The sequence below is a fragment of the Gimesia fumaroli genome, from assembly GCF_007754425.1.
GTDB lineage: Bacteria > Planctomycetota > Planctomycetia > Planctomycetales > Planctomycetaceae > Gimesia > Gimesia fumaroli.
The window spans coordinates 2,729,055-2,752,147 of the sequence record NZ_CP037452.1 but is presented as its reverse complement, the minus strand read 5'-3'; the positions used below and the strand labels follow the sequence as shown (position 1 = coordinate 2,752,147).

Below are 23,093 nucleotides of genomic sequence, written 5' to 3'. Positions count from 1 at the left end.
GCACCCTTCCTGTCCGGAATACATTTAATTTCTGTAAGTTCTTCTCTTTCCGAAGTTTATTTATTTTGAAAAATATGGTCAATGGCGGTATTTCGCTCGCAAGTAACCATCGCTTCGGACATTTGATAAGGCTCACTCATACTGAAATGCAACCAATGTGCCAAGTCTGGGGGATTTGTAATATCTTCCTCTGGATAATTTAGCAGAAATTCTTATATTTCAGGTCAGAATCGGGCTGATGCCACATGACTTAACCCCCTATGGAGCTTACAGATGTATAACGGTCCTGAATCAGACAAATACCAGGATGGCGATCCTCCATCTCCTCCTGTCCAGGATTCCAAAATCATTATCAGCTCTGATACCTTCCGCCAAAACCGTATTCCCGCGGGCCAGTCCCGCACTCGCAAATGGCCCGTGCTACATGCCACTACGGTCCCCAAAATCGATTTCGACACCTGGAAACTGGAAATTGGTGGCCTCGTCGAACATCCGCTCTCGTTCTCCTGGGACGAATTCCAGCAACTCCCCCGCACGCAAGTCTTCGCCGACTTTCACTGCGTCACCCGCTGGTCGCGACTTGGAAATCTCTGGGAAGGCGTCTCCGGCCAAGAAATCATGAAACGAGCCGGCGTTCAATCTGAAGCCCATTACGTCATCGCCACCGGTTACGATGGCGGCTGGACCACCAATCTCCCCCTCAAAGACTTCGAAGCAGAAGACGTTCTACTTTGCGACAAGCATGATGGCGATTCGCTCAACTCTGACCACGGCGGCCCCCTCCGCTTGATTGTCCCCCTGCTCTATGCCTGGAAAAGCGCCAAATGGATCAGGCGAATCGATTTCATAGCTGAAGACACCCCCGGCTACTGGGAACGTTGTGGCTATCACAATCACGGCGATCCCTGGGTCGTCGACGAAAACAACCCCGACGGTGAGCGATTCCAATCCAAAGACAACATTCCCCCCGGCTTTTTTGACTGAGTCCAATTCCAGTTAACAAAATGGGGGGAATAACACGAATCACTGCCAGTGAAATTCCACCGAAAACGGGTATACTTCTCTACTTGACATCATCCCGCCACTCCAGATACTTGCGGGCTAAGCGTCGCGCGCACGAGACAAAGCTCTAAAACACTGAATGTTCCGAAGTCCTGCTGACTCCAACACGACAAAAGCCCCTTGTTTCAGCAAATCACAACAGGAACATCAGGAACTGGTACTCAAACAACCCCCTCGCATCATTCCACTTTCGTTTGACTTCGTGGGAACATCAATGGAATGTAGAGGATGATCATGGAAGATCGAATGCGTTGAATTTCGTTCGAAAAATGATTCTCTGCTTGACGCCGGTATGCCATTTCCCATGATGATCTTTTCAAAAACAAACTTATTGCAACAAGTCATATTGTATCAGATCGCGATCTTTCAGTGCAGATGAAAATCGGACACACTTTCATGAATCATCAACTACACGATCCCGGTATGACTTCCAGCCGTCAAAGCCTGTAGCCAGAAGGGCGCGGAGGTCTTCTGCAGAAGAAACTACGACCACATCAGACCAGCGAGAAACAACACGTTCCGCTGTCTCGGCTGAAGTCGCGATCGGCCTGCTCTCTTCCATAGCAGCCAGCATAATCAGATTTCCTTTATCCGCTACTGAGAACAGAAACTGCGTCAATTCCGGCGTCAAAGATCTGAGGGCCGCCATTCCACCACTGAACTCATCACTTCCCTCCAGTCCATCAAAGAAAAGTTCCAAACCAGGGCCATCCTCAAAATCGATCACGTAACTCCCGAAATCATCTGGAGTGTCTGCCCCTGCTGAGGCAATCAGTTTCTGCAGCGCCTCTCGCTCCGAACTGGTCACCGTTTCTCCAACCGGCTTTTGAACCACTTCCCCTGTGAATGGATTCACAGCTTCCTCAGTCTGATCACTCAGGTGAGAGGTTTGAAAAAAAATATCAAAGCTCATAATCTTCTCGCCCCAAAAATGTATTCATTTGAACAGAACACTCCTCATGCTATAAGTAATGTTTCGTGAGATCAACCAAATCGGATTCCATTCAATCACAGACATTAAAACTCCCAAGGCGCTAAAGTACCGGAAGATTCTCCAGCCAATATAGTAACCGGGAATTTCATACTCGATGGAATCAGGCCTTCGTTCTCCATCACACAGGGAACAACAATACCAGTCTTCACACTCAACGAACGTCTTATCATGAAATGCATAAAAGCCGCGCGAGTCGATTCCCGTTCCCCAGGGAAAGAGAATCTGATGTACTCCACAATCATGAAATACATGATATTGAACTGGTTCTAAAGCGCTTTCCCGAAACTGATCGAGTCATTCGCGGCGCGCATCCTGTTTTTTGCTCGCTTTCTTAAGTTTTAAAGCGGCCCCTTTGAGACACACAAACCACTCATCCAGTTGACTGAAATCGTTCTCACGATTGACCTCACTCTGTCGAATTTCCCGACTCCCCCGTCAGTTCGCGCAACACGTCGCAATCGCTATTTACAAAAGAGAACACAACGGTCCCTTCGTAAGAAACGTTTTTCTCTAGTCGTAAACGGTGTCTCACTTACCTGTTCTGCAATGAAAACAGAGACTCAACCGTCAAATTTCGTTTCCGTCGCAATTCTAACTCATCTATTTTGTCCTCACCTTAAAAAATGGCATGTGAAATGCGACATCAGTTGCACGTGTCATCAAAAACTCACCTGACGGCATCCCTACTCGGCTTAGCATCTAAAAACCATTGTAAAAGAATTGAAGAAATGAAAGTGCGTCTGTTAGACAAAAAGTGGTACTTCTCTCTGGGCTTCCTGCTCCTGTCTTGCTGTTGCTTCATCACCGGCTGTGGACAGGCCCCTCCTCAAAAAGAGATTCGTGTCGAAACGCCCATCGGCAAACCGGGCGTTTGTGATAACTGTAAACAGAAAATTGACGATGTGACTGCTGAAAACCTGATGACCTATAACGCGATCCAACACGTCGTCTGCAACAAAAAATGCGCCAACGAACTTAAACAGAAACTGGCCAGTCAGTAACGCCGCCGCAAAACCTGCCTCCTGTTGACTCCGATAAAACCCGAACTCAAAAGAAAAATTTACAGATGAAACACGTCAACCCAACTCAACAAAAGCATGGTTTCACACTCATTGAACTCCTGGTTGTCATCGCCATTATCGCAATTCTGATTGCACTCTTGCTTCCCGCCGTCCAACAGGCCCGCGAGGCAGCCCGGCGTTCCCAGTGCAAAAACAACCTCAAACAGTTGGGACTTGCGCTCTATAACTACGAGGCATCGCATCGACTGTTTCCACCTGGACACATGGAATCCGGAAACGACGGCCCCTCCTATCGTCATCAATTCAGCTGGATGACGTATATTCTACCCTACATTGATCAGACCAACGTCTACAATTTAATCGACTTCAATTTGATTGACCTTTCACTCTCCGCCAGCCAGAACCCCGCCTTTCAGCCGGCAGGTAGTACCGATATCGTTGTCTTCCTCTGCCCCAGTGATCCGGTCGGCCGAGTCAATCCCGACTGGGCTCCCACAAACTACCTCGCCAACCAAGGCATCGAATGTGCCTGTCGTAGCGCAGATTGTACTGGTGTATTCGGTCACAATACTTATCTAAAAATTAGAGACATCACAGACGGCACATCGAATACGATCGCGGTGGGAGAAATTCTCAAAGGCGACTTCGACGTGAATACCTTAAACGATAACTACATTGCCACCAGCGGCGCTGATGCATCCGATATCGATACCTGCCAGAGCGCGCCACCCAATGCGTCTGACATGGGAAATATCTGGCTTGGAGGACATCCCCAGAACAACATGTTTAGCACAGACCGTGTCCCCAACGATCCCCGACTGGACTGCCGTGCCCCTAATAATGGCTGCACCAATTATGCTGCCCGGAGCACACACACCGGCGGCGCACACCTTTTGATGTGTGATGGTTCGGTCCATTTTCTCTCAGAAAATATCAGCCTCGAAGTCTACCACGCGTTGGGTACCAAGCAAGGTGGTGAAATTGTCGGAGAATTCTAAGCTAAATGAAGAGTTTCGCTAATTTTTCAACCAGCCTGATCCTCAAATACTTGAAGGACTTTACGTGCGTTTTATTCATTGGATTTACCTCAGCCTGATTCTTGCTGCCGCACCTCTGCAGGCAGAACCACCTCCTGCTGCGCTGAAACCGCCTCAGAAAACGCAAACCACATCACCCGACAAAACCGCCGTTCAAAGGCTCGCATTTATCGGCTTACATGGAGGAATCTTCGATATCCTGAAACGTTACGAAGACGACTACCAATTGCAACTCGACTACTTTACGGACGAACAATTAACGAGTGGTACCGTCGACTTCACCCCGTATCAAATTGTCTTTTTTCAACACGTCCGCGGTCAAGACCGTGACCATTACCGCAAGTTAATCTCATCAGGTCGAAAACAAAATCCGAACTTACGGATCATCTCGATCTCTGGTCTCGCCGAAAAACATCTCCCCCTGCTGACACAACAGGGAATCATCGAGCATGATGAAGAGCTGAAAAGTTATTATGGCTCTTCACCCGAAAACCTCCGCCGATTCTTGCTGTATGTCAATGTGAAGTATCTCAAGCAGTCAGGAACGGTTCTACCCGCAGAAACAGTTGATCGATTAACAGGCCTGTATCATCCTGATCATGAAGGCATGTTCAAAGAAACTCAGGAATTTCTAAAGTGGAGCAAGCAGCAGGGTAAAGAAATTAATAATACTCCCCGCGTGGTCATAGCAGTCCACTCCACACACTTAGCCTTTCAACAACCTAAAGTAGTCGATGCCTTAATCCGACAATTTGAGAAAAAAGGCATCCTTGCCGTTGCTATGATTGATGGTGGCCCTGATTTCGAAACCAACATTTTTCAGTTCAAACCCGAGGCGGTTGTTCATACCTGCCACAGTCGTGAATCCACGACATTTCGAGAAAAGTTGGGCGTCCCGCACCTGCACTCGATCTTTTTCCGCAAGCAATCCATCAAGGAATGGCAAAATAATCTCGAAGGCATCGCCGCTAACGAAATGGCGTTGCACGTCATCAGCCAGGAACTCCTGGGCGCCATCGAACCCCAGATTGGTTCAGGCACTCTGCATGGCGGCGGCAGCCCCGAAGCCTTCACCCCCATCGAAGAACGTATCAATCATCTCGCAGACCGCACGCTCAACTGGACCAGACTCGCCCGCACACCCAATGCAGAAAAGAAAATAGCCGTCGTGTACTACGACCGGGAAATGGGCAAAGCAGAGTTGATGCGCGGCAGCGCCACCGGCATGTTCATGAACGGCCCGCGTAGTCTGATCAACGTCTTGAACCGCATGAAAAATGACGGTTATTCTCTTTCTCGAGTCCCCCAGGACGAAGATGAGTTGATTGAATTAATGCAAAAACAGGGGCGTCAGATCGGCGTCTGGGCTCCTGGTGTGCTCGATCGTCTCGCGCGTAGCGGCAACGCCGTATTAATCCCGGTCGCCGCCTATAATAAATGGCTCGAAGAAAAAGTCCCTCCCAAACAGCGAGAAGCGATCATCAAACATTGGGGACCGCCACCTGGTAAGTTTCTCGTCTGGGAAGATGTGGGAGAAAAATTCATCGTTGTCCCCCGCATTGATCTGGGTAACGTCATCTTATTACCTCAACCCTTACGCGGAGAGGCCCACGACACCTCACTCGTACACAACAAGCTCGTACCGCCGCCCCATAATTATCTGGCAACTTACTTCTGGTTGCAGGAAGGTTTCACCGCCGACGCCATGATTCACTTCGGCACTCATGGCACTGAATTTCTCCTGCCCGGTAAACCGGTGGGACTGTCCTCATCTGACTGGTCCGATATGATCATGGGTGCTATCCCAAACATCAATCCCTGGATCATCAACAACCTCGGCGAATCCTCTCCCGTCCGCCGCCGTGCTTATGCCACGCTGATCAATCACCTGGTTCCCCCGTCTGTAAACGCAGAACTCTCGGATGAACTGCTCAACCTGCACAACGACATTGATAAGTGGGTCATTCTGGAAGAGGGTGCACTGAAAGAAAAATTCCGTACTTCCATCACCGACCAGTTCCTCAAAGCAAATCTGCACCAGGATCTCCGCCTGCCTCTCGAAGAAAACCAGTTATTAACGCCGAAACAAATCGAACAAGTACTGGAATATATGCACGATATTCATAACGAAACCACTCCCGTCAGCCTGCATGTTCTGGGAGAAGCGCCGCCCCGAAATCTAATGTTGCCCTGGATTGTGACCTGCCTCGGTAAGCGATTCCGAGACGCTTTAAATGAAGTCGTCACTGTCCCTCCTGAGGAAGCCTTGAATCCGGGCGATAAACAAAAATACCTGCGTAAAAAATCTGAGGAGATCGTCACTCTGCTTTTAGATCAGGGATTCTCACCCCATGAAGCCGTACAATCGGTCGTGGAAAAGCCACTCACCGACATACTCCCTGAAAAAGTCACCAAAGGTCTCGCGCTTACGCAAACCCTGGACGAAGCTTTCACCCACACGCACAACGAAGTCGATAACCTGCTCGCCGCTTTGAACGGAAAGTACATCTCCCCCGGGCCCGGCAACAGCCCTGACCGCAACCCTGCCGTTGTTCCGACAGGCCGCAATATGTATCTGGTCAATCCCGAAGAAGTCCCTTCGCGTCCTTCCTGGCAGATAGGCAAACAACTCGTCGATCAGCTCTTGGCCCAACACCTGAAAGATAAAGGACACTACCCGGAAAAAATTGCCTTCACTCTAAATTCCTTCGCAACCTTTCAGGATTATGGCGTCATGGAAGCACAGATTCTGTATCTGATGGGGGTTGAGCCCGTCTGGGACGAACGCAATCTGGTCGCTGAGCTCAAACTGATTCCCGCCGCTGAACTGGGCCGTCCGCGTGTTGATGTTTTTATCTCGGCGCTCGGCTATTACCGCGACATGCTTCCGACTCGCATGCGACTGATCGACAAAGCCATCCGACTCGTCGCCAGCCAAAACGAACCCAATAACATTATTTACCAAAATAGCCAGCAGGTCAAAGCAGAACTCGAACAACAGGGAGTCAAACCCGAAAAAGCAGAACGTCTTTCACGAGCCCGCATCTTCGGCAGCCCGCCCGGCCAATTCGGGTCCGCCGGCTACTATTATCTTGTGGAACGTTCGGGGGAATGGGACACGCGCGAAGAGTTATTGAATACCTATCTCAGTTTTTCCCGTCACGTCTACACCGATGGCATCTGGGGCGAGGATGCGCCCGAAACCTACAACAGACAGATTCAGGGAACTGAAGTCTTAATCCGCAGCTGGTCCGACCGCACCCGCAGCCCACTCTCGAACAAGTACGACTGGTACAAAGGGGGTAGCCTCTCGCTGGCCATCAAACATTTGACCGGCAAAGAACCGGAGTGGTTTTTCTCGGATGTCCGCGATCCCGATCAGGCATCCATGGTCAACGCCGAAGATGCACTTCGCAAGGACTATCGTGTCCGACTCTTCAACCGCAAATGGATCGAAGGCATGATGAAAGAAGGCTACGCGGGAGCCGATCAGATCGCCGTCCATGTTTCGAATACAATGGGCTGGAAAATCATGCGTGAGAACAGTGTCACCGATGAGACCTGGAACGAAATCGTTGACACCTATATCCGCGACAAACGCAATCTCAATATCAAAGAATGGTTCGAATCAGAGAACCCGTTTGCTTATCAGGAAGTCACTGAAATCCTGCTGGAATCAGCCCGCAAAGAGTACTGGAAGCCGAGTCCCGAGACTTTGCAGGAAGTCGCCATCGAATACGCCAAATCAGTCGTCCGCCACGGCGAAGGGGGAGGCCTGCGTGGCGGCGGTAATAAAAAACTGGAAGCCTTTGTCGAGAAAGTCCTCAGCGCACCAGGCAGCAAAGAACTGGACACCCTGCTCGCCTCCTATCAGAAAAAATCAAGGGAGTCCGTCACTACTCAGGAACCAAAGCCGAATCAAATAACACAAAAAGAAAATCAAAACATCGAACAACAGATATCCCAGACAGAACAGGTGGAAGGCAATGAACTCATGCCGGCTGAAGAGAAACCGGAACAGGCAGCCCCCGAGCAATATCTACCTTGGGTACTGCTGTTAATTCTTGCCTGTGGGACTCTAGTCGTAGTCGGCTTCTGGGCCGGCCGCGGTATTCCCTCCAAATAACCACACTAAGGACATGAAACACGAATGAGTTTCTTAATCGAAATCCTGTATACCCTTTCGACAGCTCTGTTAATTCCAGTCATTCTACTGCTGCTCGGTTTTGTGGTCTGGTCCCTGATGGAGCTCGGCGGATTTCTACGCGAATCACAGCATCGTTCTTCCAGCAAACCCGCTTATGATACAGCGTTGGCAGAATTCATAAGGCAACAAAGAGCCCAAGTCCCTCATTCCAATTCGGATTTCTTCCACAAGTCAAATTACCCGGGATTGATTTCTATATTCACAATCCGTGCCCGTTTAATTCTGAATTCTCCAAAGCAATTGGCCAAGCTGGTTTCCGAACTGGAAATCGAAGCCGCCGGTCGCCTGGCCCGTATCAATCTGGGCGTGCGAGCGGCTCCCATTTTGGGGCTGATGGGCACACTCATTCCAATGGGCCCCGCTTTAAAAGGACTCACCGACGGCAATATCGAAGCGTTGTCCCAGAATCTGGTTGTCGCCTTCAGCACCACTGTGCTGGGCCTTTTTGTAGGCGGCGTCTGCTACGCCATGCAGATGTTTCGCCGCCAGTGGTACGCCCGTGACTTAAACGAAATCGAATATCTCTACGAACTGGTTCAGGCGGAACCTTCATCCGAATCCGCTACTGAATCGAGTCCAGCTTCTTTAAAACGGACCAGCCAGCATGCCCTTAAAGCAACCTAGAAAATTGACTGGCCACCGCCGCCTGCTGGAAAAACAGGAAGACGACCCCCTCAGTAGTGTCGCAAATCTGTTCGACGTAGCGATGGTCTTTGCGGTCGCGTTACTTCTGGCGATGGTCTCGCATTTCCATCTGGAAGACCTGCTACAAACTCAGGATGTCACCATCCTCAAAAACCCGGGTACATCCAAGATGGAAGTCATCCGCCGTAAAGGTAAAGTCATCGAACACTCCCGCATCAGCCAGAACTCAATTCAGGGAGAAGGCCAGCGTCTGGGAACCGCCTACCGCCTCAAAACCGGCCAGGTTGTTTATGTGCCCGAAGCCGAATAAACGAGACCACTGGAGAGTAGTCCCAAAACCGATTCGAATCGCGCAGGAATAGAGCGGCTCACTCGCACAAACGATAAAGTCTTTCCGGTTGGCAATACTTGATTTAAGAAACTATCTCCGCCCTTTCCTGCGATTTTTCTCAATCATTTCTCCCTCATTCACATGATAAGCTACGGTATTTTAAAAATAAAAACCACACACAAATACAACATAAACCATTAAACAACTACACCTTACAATAAACACCTCAAGGTAATTTCTAGATCAGCTACAGGAAAGCCCATAGATTTTTCGCAGGATAACTTGACAAAAAGAACCTATTACTGAGAATGGGTCTCAATATCAACTCCATTTGTGGTAGCCAGCAATTCTTTTTACAGGTAGCCAGCCAAGCTCGGACATTTTTCACCTGTGTCGGGTGATAAAATTTCGTTTTGTTCTGTTTATCGAAAAGAATTGCCATGTGCTCCATCGCGTCACGCCGGTATCAGCGCGGCTTTACGCTGATTGAACTACTTGTCGTCATCGCCATTATTGCAATTCTGATTGCACTCCTGCTCCCTGCCGTTCAACAGGCTCGTGAAGCAGCCCGACGTGCCCAATGCAAAAACAACCTCAAGCAAATTGCCTTGGCGATGCACAACTATGAGAGCACACATACGACGTTTCCTCCCATTGGCGCCTCCATCAGTTATGGCTTCTCAGCCCAGGCTCAGCTTCTCCCCTATTGTGACCAGGCCAACCTGCACGGACTGATCGACTTTGACATTCCCCTTGGTCGGCCCGATAGTGGATTTAATCCGCCCCACGATACCACCGCGGAAATTCCCATCCCCTTCTTCACCTGCCCAAGTGATACAGTGTCGCCGGTCAAACCGGTCACATTCAGCCGAGGCAGCAGCAGTGGAACTTTCACTCGCGCCGGACTCAACTACGCCATCAACGTCGGTAGTGGAACCGGTAACAACGCCAGCTATGGTGATCCGACTGATGGAATCGCCTGGTCAGGATCGAAAGTCAAATTTCGAGATATCACGGATGGCACATCAAATACCGTTGCTTTCGCGGAAACCCTGATGGGACCGGGACAGGATTTCAGCGGCTCAGTCACAGATCGAAATCAGGTTCAAAAACTCATGGCACAAGGTTCCGGCCGAAATCTCTCAGATATGCAGGCATTTCGTGATCGAACTCTGACAGAAAACCCTGACGCCTTTATTGCTTCCGTAAGCGACTGGAAAGGAACTCGCGGCAGTCTCTGGATCTCCGGCTTTGGAAGTGGTGGCGGTGCGATCAATGGCTGGTATGTGCCTAACAGTCCCTATCCCGATTTATCAATTCGAGCCTATCTGATTTCAGGACCACGCAGCAATCACACCGGCATTGCAAATGTCGCTCTCTGCGATGGGAGTGTCCGAGGTATCAGCGAGAATATCAACGTCGAAATTATGCATGATCTGTTCTCACGAAATGACGGTAATGTATTAGGCGAATTCTAAAGCGCTACTTTTCTTCACATACGTTTCTCCTTGATTTTTGACTCAGGCGATTCACGAAGGCAATCAAAATGTCTACAACCACAAATCAACATCCCGCGATCAGCGATTCACAATCTGTAACGACAGAAAACATGGATGCTCCTAAGCCAACGGTGAAACGCAAAAGCAATGCGTCAAAAAGTTGGAATACGACCATGAAACTGGTCCGGAGAGTCCATCTCTATTCCGGTCTGTTCATGTTTCCCTGGGTGTTGCTCTACGGTGTGACGGGAATGTTCTTTAATCATCCGCGTTGGTTTACTGGAGACAACGTCCAGTCTTTCGTAGCCGCTGAAGTCAGTAAAAATGAACTGGCACAACTACCAGCCTCCGACAGTCTGGCAGAAAAAATTGTTGCTTCATTAAATGAGCAGCTCAAAGAAACGCAAGATCCTGAAGTTGTTCTCACTGACCTCCGCACTCCGCACTATAGCGGCGACTTGACTTACACTGTCAACGCAGAAGAGGTTTCGCATACCGTGTCTATTAATCCAGTGACCGGTGATGGTGAGATTCGAACGACTAAAGCAGTTCCCGAAGCAGACCAACCGGTAGAAACACCAAACCCGCTCCAGGGAATTCGCCGCGTCGAGATCGAGAGCAACCCGTTGCTGGTAGCAAAAAACGCGGTCCCCGCTGTCCTGGAAAATTTAGACCTTCCTTCGGGCGAAGCCAATACCGGGCGTCGCGCCGCCAGTCTAACGTTCTCAGCAGAAGTCGATGGGGAACCAGTTGCCATCGTATATAACCTGGGAAATGGGTTTATCGCAACCACGCATGAAGATGCGGAACTCCCCATGAACAGCAAGTCATTCCTTCAGCGACTCCACTTAAGCCGTGGATTCTCTCCGCACTGGAATTTCAAAACGCTCTGGGGATTAATGGTCGACATGATGTTTCTCTCAATGGTCTTTTGGGGAATATCAGGCCTGTTTATGTGGTGGCAGATCAAACGGACTCGATTACTGGGCGGTGGGTTTATCATCGCCAGCCTTGCTATTACCGCCTTTTTTATCATCGGCATGCACGATAGTTTAACCGTTGCTGGAAACCGCCGGGGCGGCGGAAATCGAGGACCGGGAGCAGCTGCCGCCGGGGGGAGAAATGGACAACAAGCCTCTACACAGAATCCAGGCAGAGGTGGAAACCGAGGTCGAGGCGGCGCTGGAGGAAATCGTGGTGGCCACCAACACGGCACTAACGCAGCCAGTGGACAGGAACGTAACGAAGATGACGTTTTGTTCGAGGAATTAGAACAGATGTTGCTGGAACAAGAACGTGTTGAAAAAACACAAAGCGGATCTGCCGAACGGTCTAAAGCCGAGTAAGTCCAAATACCACCAGAGATGAACACAGCATAAACAACGCTCGATGAAACCTCTTGAACAGACGACAATCAATACCATTAGCTGGATTCATCTGAGCTTAGTCCTCTTAGTGCCCTGCTCTCGCTTTACACCTGTTGAACTCGGCACTGTTTTACCTCTTTAATATAGAGTCAATTGCAAGTATACTCAGCAGAAGATTGAGTGCCACATTATTGATGCTGCCGCACGCAATGAATTCGAAATTCTCTTCTTAAGGGGAGTCGACATGAATTTTTTAATCTGGATGATTGCAATCACAGATTAGGGATTCGGTGTGACTGCCTGTGTTAAAATTGACCAAATCGAGGAGAGACTGGCAAATCTAAAGAATGTGGAAGACCACGAACCTGGTTATTAAAATGTTTACCGGATGCCATTGATATTTTATCTGCTTGAGAACCAGTTTATTCCGCATACAACTTGCTCACAGCGTCACGAATGCGATCCATTGGCGTTCTTTTGCTCCAGCGGCATACGGCCACTTTTGAGACGCACAAACCACTCATCCGATCGCGCAGGCTGGCTGAAATCAATGTCAAAATTTACCTCGACCTGTTCTTTGAGCGACACCATATCCTCGGCATTAAACCCTGGCCTGTAGACTGGGAACGTCTCATTCAGATTTTCGAACTCCTCCGGCCATTTCTTTTGTTGTCTCACATAATGCATCAGGGTATCTGACGTATTCCACAAATCTGAAAATTCCCGCATCGCGCGAAATGAGTTTTGCAGAATTACGACCAGTAAGATGAGCGATGAAATTAGAGCAACCAGAAACAGTATCAAGGCTCCCTTGATAATCTGCGTTCTCCCAACCATACCAGCCCCATTCTAATCTACTGAAAATTCATCAATGGCATTGTATTTTTATCCATGTAATTATCCTGAATTAAGATCTGAAACACCAGCTTCTCTATTTCATCAGCCGAACAGGAGCCAATATTTCACTCATACACATCAATCTAACCATTTCAGATCCCACTTAGATCAAATACAATCTATGATCTTAAGGTCATCCATCTCAGAATACGGGAATTCAACATGCTCGTCCGCTATTTCAAAACCACCTTGTTTTTGTTCTGCGCGATCGGATTCGCTCAAGTATTACTCGCAGATAATCCCCCTGACGGCAACGCGATTATCCGCTATAAAGCGGGTAACTCTGAAATTGTCATCACCACCACGAATCGGCTGGCGGGCGCCATTCATTCCCTCACCTGGAACGGGAAAGAATTCATCGACAGTTTCGACCACGGTCGGCAACTGCAGTCCGCCGCCAGTTTCAATTGCAGCCTGCCCGGCGAATTCTGGGCAGAACGCTTTAACCCGACCGAAGCCGGCTCCCGTTCCGATGGCGTCGGGGCCACCTCGTCCAGCAAACTGCTTTCGCTCCGCGCAGCTGGAAATGAATTACAGACAACAACCCGTATGGCATTCTGGTTAGCCCCCGGCCAGAAATCGTCGGACAGGCCGGCATTGAATGACAAAGTTCTCTCGGATCATCTGATTTCCAAACAGGTGCGCATCGGCTATCAGAATCATGATAATGTCATCGAATACAAAACCACGTTTACCGTTCCTCCCGGCGAGCAACACACCTTTGCTCAGTTTGAAGCACTCACCGGCTATATGCCCCCCGAGTTTGAAACGTTCTGGACTTTAAACCCGAAATCGGGCAAATTGAGCCCCATCGATGACGGTCCCGGTGAACAAAACCTGCCAGTGATCCTGAGTACCAAAGATGGCCAGTACGCGATGGGCGTTTTTTCTCCCGAACAACCTTCTCCCGGTTTCAAACACGCCGGTTACGGCCGCTTCCGTTTTCCAGCAGCTAAGGTCGTCAAGTGGAACTGCGTCTTCCGCGTACATAACAAACAGGGAATCCCTGCCGGCGAATATCCCTTTCGTGTGTTCGTCGCTGTGGGCACAAGAGAAGACGTCAGGCAGGCACTTGCATCACTCACTGAAGAATTTTGAACAGCAAAAGACCTAAGCAACATTTCGATTCTTCTTCGACTCGATCGCATTCACAACCACCTCCGCTATCCGAATATGTGATTTTCCGTCACAGTGCCAGTCTTTACAAACTTTCGCCCTGCGTTGCTGTTGATCTTGGATCGTTTCGCAGGTCACCTGTGAAATCGCACGTGCGCCATGTGCGACTTCGGTCGAAAATGTAACCCAGTCGTAATACAGATGCAGCGGCAGTCCGTGTGCCAGCAAATCTTCATTGATATAAAATAACGCCGCCTTGCGTCCCAACAGAACCGCTTCCAATGCCACCGTCGAATTTCCCGTGACCAGTAATTCACACGCATAGATCAACTCAGACAGTGAATCCGAAAACGTTGGCAGCCCGGCATCACCTAACCGATCCAGAACCAGCTGTGCATCCGAGTCCGGCTGACAGGGATGCGCACGAACCGCCACTTTCAAATTCGGATTCTGTTGGACGGCCTGAACCAGACTGTCTTCGACCAGATCACAGTAGTCTCTTGTTTCCGGCTGCATCGCATATAGTGCCAGGATATCGGTCTCTTTAAGATTATGTCGTTCACGCCAGCTTCGATCTTGAACCGCAGGCACTTTCGTTACCCATTCCAAATTGGGATTGCCGGTAATCATCATCTGATCGCGCGTCACATTCCATTCTTTCAGAACCGGAATGGTTCCCTCAAAAGGAACGCAGACATAATCGGAAAGAATATCCGTCAACAATCTGCCACCAATCACCTGACCGCCAAACAGATCAATCATTCCCACTGAGGGAATTTTCCGTTCTGCCGCCACTTTTACAGCAGCCAGCTCCGCACGGGGGGAACTGGTAGTAATCACCACATCAGGTTGTACCTGATCAAATACGCGTCTCAAAATACTGACGGGTAAAAACGCCTGCCGACCAAGCCGCTCAAATTCCACGCCAGCTTCTTCAACTCCCAGTTGATCTTCCAGGTCAGCATAGGATAATCCCAGATACGCAATCGACTCTTCCAGCGAAACCACCTTACCATCACAGTGCATTTTCTCCGCCAGCCGTTTGCCATGTTCAATCGCCCGGGTATCGTCATCCTTTAAAAAATCCAGAAAGCCCAACGGTTCAAAACCGGCCTCTGTTAAGGGAATGCCAGCGGCTGTCAGCCCAAGCACATGTACCTCATAGCCCAATGACCGGAGATGCTCCAATACTGGAATCAGCATCAAAACATGCCCCCCGCCATAACAAACTCCCAATACCCGTTGTGCCTGTTTTGGGGCTGTCGCAGGTTGTTTTACAGAGGAGCCCTTGTCAGAATTCATGATCGGAATTGCCTGAAAGATAGATGGGAGAGAAGTCAGAAAAAGCTGCGGCAGAGTACGAAAGAATTTCATTTTCTGTCAAGACCAATTCAACATAGCGCATTTCTCCACAACGAGTTAGAGATAATTCAAGATGGCAAATGTGGAGGGATATGCCTTAATTGAATCCATTCGATTCCATCCCTCGATATGCTTGATAGTGATAATACTTAGGACGATCATCGAGCCGAACATGCAGCCAGGAAACACCGGCCCCCGCAGTACTCAGCCAGACCGGTTTTGAACTGAACCGCTTCTGCATTGCCGTACCAACGGCTTTCCACAATTCCCGTTTCTGCAGTTCAGGAGCCTCGCGAATAAAAGCCGCCAGATGCCCGTAGGCCGTTGCCGCGACCAGGGGGCAAGGCACCACCAGAGTCGCATCTTTTCTCAGATTCGGAAAAACAACGACCCCGGTATCATCAGCATCACAAAAATGCGTCGCGAATGTCTTTTCGTCCGGATATTCTGCCAGCCCCGGGCTGTCAATCAGCACGAATTCAAAGGGTCTGTCGATAGTTTTCGTCGAGACAGGCGGCGTCTCCCAGCGAAAAGCAGAAAAAGGAGCGTCTGCTAACACAGAGACGAACCAGGCGCAAAATTCCGTGTCCTGCTGCCAGAGATTGAGAACGTCCGCATACGAGACGGGATCAGATTCATTCTCAACGGTGAATCTGAGAATGCGATGGTCAGTCGGCTGATTGACTTGAACATTCCACATCCATCACCCCTTCTCTTCATGGCTGAATCAACTTTTTTATCAATTTGTGAAACAGATGATATCCCAGTATGATCAGCCCATAATAGATGCCTAACAGAAATCCATGGCTCAAAAGAAAGATACCAAACACAATATCCAGATCAGAATCCGGTGTATGGACTTCCATCTGAATCAACCGTTCTGACGCCAAGATACCACCCAAAAACCATGCAGCGACAAAGACCAGAAAGGCCTTCGATTTTCCCCAATGAATGATGATCAAGGCAAACAACGGTATCCCAATATAAATCCCAAAGGGAAAGAGCAACGATAGCATTCAATCACAATTCCTCTAGCAGTTGATAATGCTTGCCTGAAATCAGCATATCTTACTTATAATAGCCGTTAATGAAAGCCTTATATTTTGAAACTGGTCCTCGACGTACATTACCGAGACGATGATTTCGCGAAGGTAGCTGGCATTTTGTTTCAAGAATGGGAATCGGATGCTGTTGAAGCAACTCTGGTAAAAACTATTCCCCAGATCGCTCCTTACGAACCCGGCAGTTTTTTCAAACGAGAACTTCCCTGCCTGCTGGAACTGATTCATGACATTGACCATCCTCTGGAAACCATCGTCATCGACGGCTTCGTTACGCTGGGACAGGACCAACGGCCCGGCCTGGGAGCGCACCTCTTTCACCAGCTGAACGAGCAAATTCCTGTCATCGGTGTCGCCAAATCTCGTTTCGCGAATACCCCCGATGAAACCCGCATCTATCGGGGAGAAAGTCAGAATCCACTCTACGTGACTTCTCTCGGCATTTCACTCTCCGAGGCAAAATGCAAAATCACCACGATGCACGGAGCGTTTCGTTTCCCCACGCTGCTCAAACGTGTTGACCAGATCTGTAGAGCAGACGACGAAATAACTGAAACCTGAGTGGCTGTAAAAAAAGTGCCCACCACAGGTCTAACCTTGCCGTGGTGGGCGTGGATGCACTGACTTTCAGTCGTTGGTCGTTGACAGTATCCGTTTAAGCCTTCGTTTAATCTATCGCTCGAACGACCTTACCATTAAGTCCACCCCTTCAAGATTTCAAACGTCAATTACACGCTTGATTAGCACACATAAGTGAAGGGGGCGAGAATCGAACTCGCATTTTCGAGTAGTTACTTCCGGCAGTCGAGACAACAACCAGTGCAAATGAGTCTAGAGTGATAATCTAAACTTCATTTGTGTTCGCGACATCTACCTCTGCCATTGGGCTACCTCGCCAGAAAAACATTCTCAATGTGGCGAGGGCAGGACTCGAACCTGCAACTCAATGCTGCGAACAGATCAGTTTGAGCCTGATACTAAATCTTGCACTCTACGATTGTGAGTGCGACTCTTAAAACGTATCATACCAGATACAGAAACGTTTGCAATCCGCGGCTTATTCAGCCGAGATCGTCGTCTGGAACAGATAGTTGAAGATTGGCCGCGATACATCGACCGAGGTCACCTCCGTCATGTTGGCCGTCTCGCGTGCAAATTTGACCGCATCAATCAACCGCCCCACGCGTTCCAGCATCGAGTTCTTTTCAGTCGCCGGCACCGCGCCCGAAAATTTGATTGTGTTCCATTTTCCAACCACAACATCTTCGCTGTAGGTCTCCACCTGCGCGGGATGGTGTTCGGTCGCTTCCGCTTTCACATGGTTTCGCAAGACCTTTTTAGTCTTGTTGGTTTGCGTGACTTCGCTGCCATAGCAGTTTGCGGCGTCCGACCACTGCCAGTTTTCAGCAGGATCAAGCACGGGGAGTGACGAAACAAAAGTTTGTACGTCCTGTAACTGCTTCTCCAGGAACAGCATATAAGTCACAGGCACATCGCTCAGAATAGTCTGCTCATCAACGACAATATCGGCCTTGGCCTGGGTATTCGCCCAATCCTGCGTCGCCACAATATCAAATAAACCAGCCAGAGATTTCGAGACCTCTTCAATGGCTTTCGGAACAGAATACTGGATGTTTTTCTTTTCCGGCGGGAACGTTTCCCCCTCGTCATCAATGGGCTGATAAGTCCGCGAGATTCCTTCAAACAGGGCAGACTTCTGAACTTTCTTGTAGGATTCCGTGATCTCGCGCGTGGTCTTAGTTTTCTTGCCGTTAGCAACGGCAATGATTTGATTGAGTTTTGACATTCTACATTTCCTTCTTCTTGTTTTAATCGATTTTGTTTTTCGAATTCGAACAAGTCATTGTATAAATGTCAAGCATGCACGCCGGTTTGATTCAGATCGCAGTCAATAGAAATCGTACCGTAATCCGCATTTCATCACCACGCAACAGAGAGAAACAAGTCGCAAAAACAGAGCCGATCAGATACTACCTGACAGGCAACACGTTCCTGTCAGGTGATCTCCCTGCGGAAACTAAACCCGCGGCGCCGCAGCGAGAACTTCTTCCGAAACACCGGACGCGTATTTCATGAAATTCTCGTTAAACTTGGTTGCCAGTTTAATTGCGGTCGCTTTGTAGGCACTTTGATCTGCCCAGGAATTATGAGGCACCAGCATCTTGGAATCAACATCAGGACACTTCGTCACTGTCGCCGTTCCAAAAATCGGGTCGACTTCGGTTGGCGCGTGATTCAGCGTTCCCGAATGAATGGCGTCGATAATCGCCCGCGTGTGCTGCAGACTGATCCGATTCCCCACGCCGTACGCGCCGCCGTTCCAGCCGGTATTGACCAGCCAGACATTCGCGTTGTACTTCGTAATCTTTTCTGCCAACAGATCCGCATATTTTCCCGGATGCCAGACCAGGAACGGCCCGCCAAAACAGGGAGAGAACGTCGCCTCGGGTTCGTTCACACCCATTTCTGTGCCTGCGACCTTCGCAGTGTAACCGCTGATAAAATGATACATGGCTTGCGCTGGGGTCAGCTTGCTGACCGGGGGCAAAACCCCAAATGCATCACAGGTGAGGAAAATCACATCAGTCGGATGGTCGGAAACACACGGAATTTTGGCACTGGGCATATACTCAATCGGATACGCGCCGCGTGTATTTTGTGTGAAGCTGGTATCGTTGAAATCGACGTGATGGTGCGATTCATCATACACCACGTTTTCTAATACCGAACCGTAACGCAGTGCCTGGAAGATTTCCGGCTCATTTTCCCGCGAAAGATAAATGGCTTTCGCGTAACAGCCACCTTCAATATTGAATACGCCGTTATCAGTCCAGCAATGTTCGTCGTCGCCAATCAGATATCGTTTCGGATCAGCAGAGAGCGTTGTTTTTCCGGTACCTGACAGACCAAATAGAACCGAAGAACGCCCCGTCTGCTTATCAGCAGTCGCCGAGCAGTGCATCGATAGAATCCCGCGTTTGGGCATCAGGTAATTCATCACTGTGAAAATACCCTTCTTCATCTCCCCCGCGTATTCGGTTCCGAGAATCACAATCTCGCCGTCTTCAATACTCAGGTCCACGCTGGTTTTGGACGTCATGCCGGTTGTGAAACGGTTGGCGGGAAACGTGCCCGCGTTATAAATCACATAGTCAGGTTTACCGAAATCTTTCAGTTGTTCTTCGGTCGGACGAATCAGCATGTTATGCATAAACAACGCGTGATAGGGACGCGAGCAGATCACACGCACCTTAATCTGATATTCAGGGTCCCAGCCGGCGAAGGCGTCAATCACATACAAGTGCGGGCAGATATTCAAATAATCGGTGGCCCGTTCCCGGTTGCAATAAAAGGCATGCTGATCAAGGGGGTAATTCACATCGCCCCACCAGATATCTTCTTCCGAGCTTTTATGTTTGACGACGCGTTTATCTTTAGGAGAACGGCCTGTCTTTTCACCAGAGTAAGCAATCAAGGCGCCCGTATCTGAAATGGAAGCACCAGGTTCAAAACGAATTGCTTCTTCATACAGCATCGAGGGATCGGGATTTCGCATCACCCAATCCACATTGATTCCATGCTCGGACAGATCGAACGACTCCATTTTGCCACTCCATTCACGTTATTGAAATTAATGAGACCTTCCGCACCCTGAGCGCGCTGGATTCAGAAAAGCCACTGATCGGTGCAATTCGCCGCAAGTTTAATCTCTATCAGCATTTTCACCAAGAGAGATTCCCACCTTTGTGTCCAATTTCTTGAAAGCATTTGTGAGGGAAATCTTCCAGAACTATTGTGCAGCGAGACGCTTCAATTCCGGCTCCATGCGCCGCATCGCTTCTTCAAAATCGACAATGGGCTGATAACCAAAATCATGCCGGGCGCGACTGATATCGTAATAATGCGAACTGCTCAATTGTGATGCCAGAAATCGCGTCATCGGCGGTTCACCAGGCAGATGCAGCATACGGTACACAAATTCCAGAACGCCACCAATCCGCTGGGCCGCTTTCACGGAAATCTTTTTTTGTACCGGCGGCAATCCTGCCAGACTCAACAGCTGATTAATCCACTCCCAGATTAAAACCGGTTCCGGCTCATTGATAAAATAAGCCTGCCCACCCACAGGAGAATCAGCAAACAACCGGGCCGCCGCCTGTAAGTGCGCAGCGGCGGCGTTCTCTACGTAGCTCATCGAAATCAGATTGGTCCCGTCTCCCACCTGTCGCAAGCGACCGGATTTGGCGCGTTGAATTAATCGGGGAATCAAATGATTATCGCGAGGCCCCCAGATTAAATGCGGTCGAAGCGCCACCGTCGCCAGACCCTGTTCTCCGTTGGCAGCCAAAACTGCTTTTTCCGCAAGCATTTTAGTATGCGGATAATGACAGAGATAATGCTCGCTGTACGGCAATTTTTCCGTCGCGTTCTCATGCGCGGCTCCGTCATAAACCACACTGGGAGAGCTCGTGTAAACCAAGCGAGTCACGCCCTGCTTTTGACAGGCTTCGAGAACATTCAGTGTTCCCTGCGTATTGATGCTGTAGAAATAATCCCACGCTCCCCAGATACCGGAGACCGCTGCCGTATGATAAACCGTCTCGATTCCTTCACAGGCCCGCAAGACAGCTTCCGCATCACGAATATCTCCCTGGACCGTTTCCACGTTTAGTTCTTGAAGACGCGGATACTCACCACGGCAGAAGACGCGGACCGTCTCCCCTGCATCGACCAGTTGCTCCACAATATACAGACCAAGGAAGCCGCCTCCCCCGGTAACGAGTACGTTCATCGGATCTGTTTCTCTGCCCAGGGTGCCAGTTTTTCACGGAAGATTTTTACATTATGCCGAATATCTACAGGCAACGAATGATGAAATAAAATTGTTTCAATCGACTCGGTCAAGGGATTGGCCTGCCCTAACGCCAATAGTTCCTGTGTCAGCTGATCGCGGGCGGACTGGCTTTCAGGAAAGTCCCCCTGCTCTGGCTCCACTATGATCACCGGCTTCTGTGCCCCTGCTGCGCCGACTCCCACCAGGGCACTGCGATAGATGTGCGGATGCTGATTAAAAATCGCTTCACAGCAAATCGTAAACATCGGCCCGCTTGCAGTATGGACCATATGTGCTTTGCGACCACAGAACCAGAGCTTGCCGGCCGCATCACGATAACCGACATCTCCCATCCGATGCCAGAATCGCTCGCCATCAGGTATTTTCGCCAGTTGAGTTGCCTCAGGTCGTTGAAAATATTCGCGCGTCGCCATCGGCCCCTGTACGATGATTTCTCCGATATTCCCTGGGGAAAGTTCGTTGGCCTGTTCGATGCACGCAATCGGCTCGTTGTGAATTTCAATAATTTTCACCTGTACTCCCGGAAAGGGAGTTCCCACACAGGTCCCGGCACCGGAGGCGGTCTGAGCTGAAGTCTCCTCCAATACCTCACTTCCGCAAATCGAAGCGACCGGCAACGATTCGGTGGCGCCATAAGGTGTATTGATATCCGTTTCCGGATTCACAAACGTTTTCCGCATGCGTTTGATCACATGCACGGGAACTGGCGCTCCCGCAGACAGGACCCGCTTTAACGAAGGCAGTTGTATCTGATGCCGTTCACAATAACGGCCGATCCGGTTCCACATGGCCGGTGAACCAAAGGCCTGCGTCACCCCCTGATCGTTAATCTGCTGAATGATTTTCTCCGGGTGTACCTGTGCTGGCTTCGTCGGATTCATATCGGGAACAACCGTCGTGACACCCATCGCGGAATTGAACAAAGCAAACAGAGGAAAACCCGGCAGATCGACTTCGCCTGGCTGAATCTGATAATAATCGCGTAACAGATCGACCTGCGACCAGAACATTCCATGTTCGTACGCCACCCCTTTAGGCGGGCCGGTACTCCCACTGGTAAAGATAATTGCAGCCGGGTCGGTCATCGTCCGCTGAACCATCTCAAACGGTTCCCAGTTTCCGCCGAGTAACCATTGATAGTCAATCCCCGATGTCAAAACCGGTTTGCCCATAGTCACATTCAAACGGGCTTTGGGAAACGAGCGTCGTTTCAGTTTGCGAATCAGCTGCGCCAGTGGAATCGCCACGAACCCCTCGGGTTCGACTTCCGATAAACAGCGAATGATATTTTTTCCGCCCATGCCGGGATCGATCAGAATAATCACAGCACCCGATTTGAACAACGCAAAGGTAAGTGCGATGAATTCCAGGCTGGGACGCACCATTAATGCCATCCGCGTTCCAGGTTGCACACCAAGCTGAATCAAGCCGCGGGCCAGCCGATCACTCTCCTGATCAAGCTGTTGAAACGTCATACTACTGTAAGCATAACGCCCCTGTTTATCTTTTCCTGCCGGAAAGACAACTGCTTTTTGATGAGGCCAGGCTTGAGCTGACTGATGGAGCCGGTCGGCAATATTACGTTGTGTAGACATGAGCAAAAGGAACGCGTGTGTC

19 protein-coding genes are annotated in these 23,093 nt (G+C 49.7%); 10 read left to right on the top strand and 9 right to left on the bottom strand.

What is annotated here, in order from left to right:
* The first annotated feature begins 273 nt into the window (after positions 1–273).
* On the top strand, positions 274–984 hold the full coding sequence (locus tag Enr17x_RS10420; RefSeq protein WP_145308435.1) for a molybdopterin-dependent oxidoreductase: 711 nt from the start codon (positions 274–276) through the stop codon (positions 982–984).
* Positions 985–1,456: 472 nt separating this feature from the next.
* Here Enr17x_RS10420 and Enr17x_RS10415 read toward each other — a convergent pair whose 3' ends face one another.
* Positions 1,457–1,975, bottom strand: a complete 519-nt coding sequence (locus Enr17x_RS10415) for a hypothetical protein (protein ID WP_145308433.1) — start codon at positions 1,973–1,975, stop codon at positions 1,457–1,459.
* A gap of 809 nt (positions 1,976–2,784) precedes the next feature.
* Between Enr17x_RS10415 and Enr17x_RS10410 the strand changes: the two genes are divergently transcribed.
* The 7 genes from Enr17x_RS10410 to Enr17x_RS10380 all read left to right on the top strand — a co-directional run bounded on the left by Enr17x_RS10410 (position 2,785) and on the right by Enr17x_RS10380 (position 12,143).
* Complete coding sequence (locus tag Enr17x_RS10410; protein WP_145308432.1) at positions 2,785–3,057, top strand: hypothetical protein; 273 nt, start codon at positions 2,785–2,787, stop codon at positions 3,055–3,057.
* Between the two features lie 65 nt (positions 3,058–3,122).
* Entirely contained in the window at positions 3,123–4,076 is a 954-nt protein-coding gene (locus tag Enr17x_RS10405; protein WP_145308430.1) for a DUF1559 domain-containing protein, read from the top strand.
* A gap of 64 nt (positions 4,077–4,140) precedes the next feature.
* Positions 4,141–8,241: a cobaltochelatase subunit CobN gene (locus tag Enr17x_RS10400; RefSeq protein ID WP_198001085.1), complete on the top strand. Its 4,101-nt coding sequence runs from the start codon at positions 4,141–4,143 to the stop codon at positions 8,239–8,241.
* A gap of 24 nt (positions 8,242–8,265) precedes the next feature.
* The gene (locus Enr17x_RS10395; protein WP_145308429.1) at positions 8,266–8,946 is read left to right on the top strand and encodes a MotA/TolQ/ExbB proton channel family protein; all 681 of its coding nucleotides are present in this window, start codon (positions 8,266–8,268) and stop codon (positions 8,944–8,946) included.
* A complete protein-coding gene (locus Enr17x_RS10390; RefSeq protein WP_145308427.1) occupies positions 8,927–9,277 on the top strand; it encodes a DUF2149 domain-containing protein in 351 nt (116 codons plus the stop codon). The genes Enr17x_RS10395 and Enr17x_RS10390 overlap by 20 nt, the downstream gene beginning before the upstream one ends.
* A 461-nt stretch (positions 9,278–9,738) precedes the next feature.
* Entirely contained in the window at positions 9,739–10,776 is a 1,038-nt protein-coding gene (locus tag Enr17x_RS10385; RefSeq protein ID WP_145308425.1) for a DUF1559 domain-containing protein, read from the top strand.
* A 68-nt stretch (positions 10,777–10,844) separates the two neighbouring features.
* Positions 10,845–12,143 (top strand): PepSY domain-containing protein, encoded by a 1,299-nt coding sequence (locus Enr17x_RS10380; protein WP_145308423.1) that lies wholly within the window; start codon positions 10,845–10,847, stop codon positions 12,141–12,143.
* Positions 12,144–12,614: 471 nt separating this feature from the next.
* On the opposite strand, the gene Enr17x_RS10375 is transcribed toward Enr17x_RS10380, so the two are convergent.
* On the bottom strand, positions 12,615–13,001 hold the full coding sequence (locus Enr17x_RS10375) for a hypothetical protein (protein WP_145308421.1): 387 nt from the start codon (positions 12,999–13,001) through the stop codon (positions 12,615–12,617).
* 222 nt (positions 13,002–13,223) lie between these two features.
* Here Enr17x_RS10375 and Enr17x_RS10370 point away from each other — a divergent pair, with 222 nt between their 5' ends.
* On the top strand, positions 13,224–14,159 hold the full coding sequence (locus tag Enr17x_RS10370; RefSeq protein WP_145308419.1) for a hypothetical protein: 936 nt from the start codon (positions 13,224–13,226) through the stop codon (positions 14,157–14,159).
* Positions 14,160–14,171: 12 nt separating this feature from the next.
* On the opposite strand, the gene Enr17x_RS10365 is transcribed toward Enr17x_RS10370, so the two are convergent.
* From Enr17x_RS10365 to Enr17x_RS10355, 3 genes are all read right to left on the bottom strand, one after another.
* The gene (locus Enr17x_RS10365; protein WP_145308417.1) at positions 14,172–15,479 is read right to left on the bottom strand and encodes a hypothetical protein; all 1,308 of its coding nucleotides are present in this window, start codon (positions 15,477–15,479) and stop codon (positions 14,172–14,174) included.
* Positions 15,480–15,636: 157 nt separating this feature from the next.
* Positions 15,637–16,239 (bottom strand): DUF6940 family protein, encoded by a 603-nt coding sequence (locus tag Enr17x_RS10360; protein ID WP_145308415.1) that lies wholly within the window; start codon positions 16,237–16,239, stop codon positions 15,637–15,639.
* Between the two features lie 16 nt (positions 16,240–16,255).
* Positions 16,256–16,555 carry a hypothetical protein gene (locus Enr17x_RS10355; RefSeq protein ID WP_145308413.1) on the bottom strand — a complete coding sequence of 100 codons (300 nt, stop codon included), beginning with the start codon at positions 16,553–16,555 and terminating at the stop codon, positions 16,256–16,258.
* A gap of 87 nt (positions 16,556–16,642) precedes the next feature.
* Here Enr17x_RS10355 and Enr17x_RS10350 point away from each other — a divergent pair, with 87 nt between their 5' ends.
* Positions 16,643–17,161 (top strand): endonuclease V, encoded by a 519-nt coding sequence (locus Enr17x_RS10350; RefSeq protein ID WP_145308411.1) that lies wholly within the window; start codon positions 16,643–16,645, stop codon positions 17,159–17,161.
* Between the two features lie 496 nt (positions 17,162–17,657).
* Here the strand turns inward: Enr17x_RS10350 and Enr17x_RS10345 are convergent, their stop codons facing one another.
* From Enr17x_RS10345 to Enr17x_RS10330, 4 genes are all read right to left on the bottom strand, one after another.
* Positions 17,658–18,407: a DUF7873 family protein gene (locus tag Enr17x_RS10345; protein ID WP_145308409.1), complete on the bottom strand. Its 750-nt coding sequence runs from the start codon at positions 18,405–18,407 to the stop codon at positions 17,658–17,660.
* Between the two features lie 231 nt (positions 18,408–18,638).
* Positions 18,639–20,225 carry a phosphoenolpyruvate carboxykinase (ATP) gene (gene pckA, locus Enr17x_RS10340; RefSeq protein ID WP_145308407.1) on the bottom strand — a complete coding sequence of 529 codons (1,587 nt, stop codon included), beginning with the start codon at positions 20,223–20,225 and terminating at the stop codon, positions 18,639–18,641.
* A gap of 186 nt (positions 20,226–20,411) precedes the next feature.
* Complete coding sequence (locus tag Enr17x_RS10335; protein WP_145308405.1) at positions 20,412–21,413, bottom strand: NAD-dependent epimerase/dehydratase family protein; 1,002 nt, start codon at positions 21,411–21,413, stop codon at positions 20,412–20,414.
* A complete protein-coding gene (locus Enr17x_RS10330; protein ID WP_145308404.1) occupies positions 21,410–23,071 on the bottom strand; it encodes a fatty acid CoA ligase family protein in 1,662 nt (553 codons plus the stop codon). Before Enr17x_RS10330 ends, Enr17x_RS10335 begins: the two co-directional genes overlap by 4 nt.
* Positions 23,072–23,093: the final 22 nt, after the last annotated feature.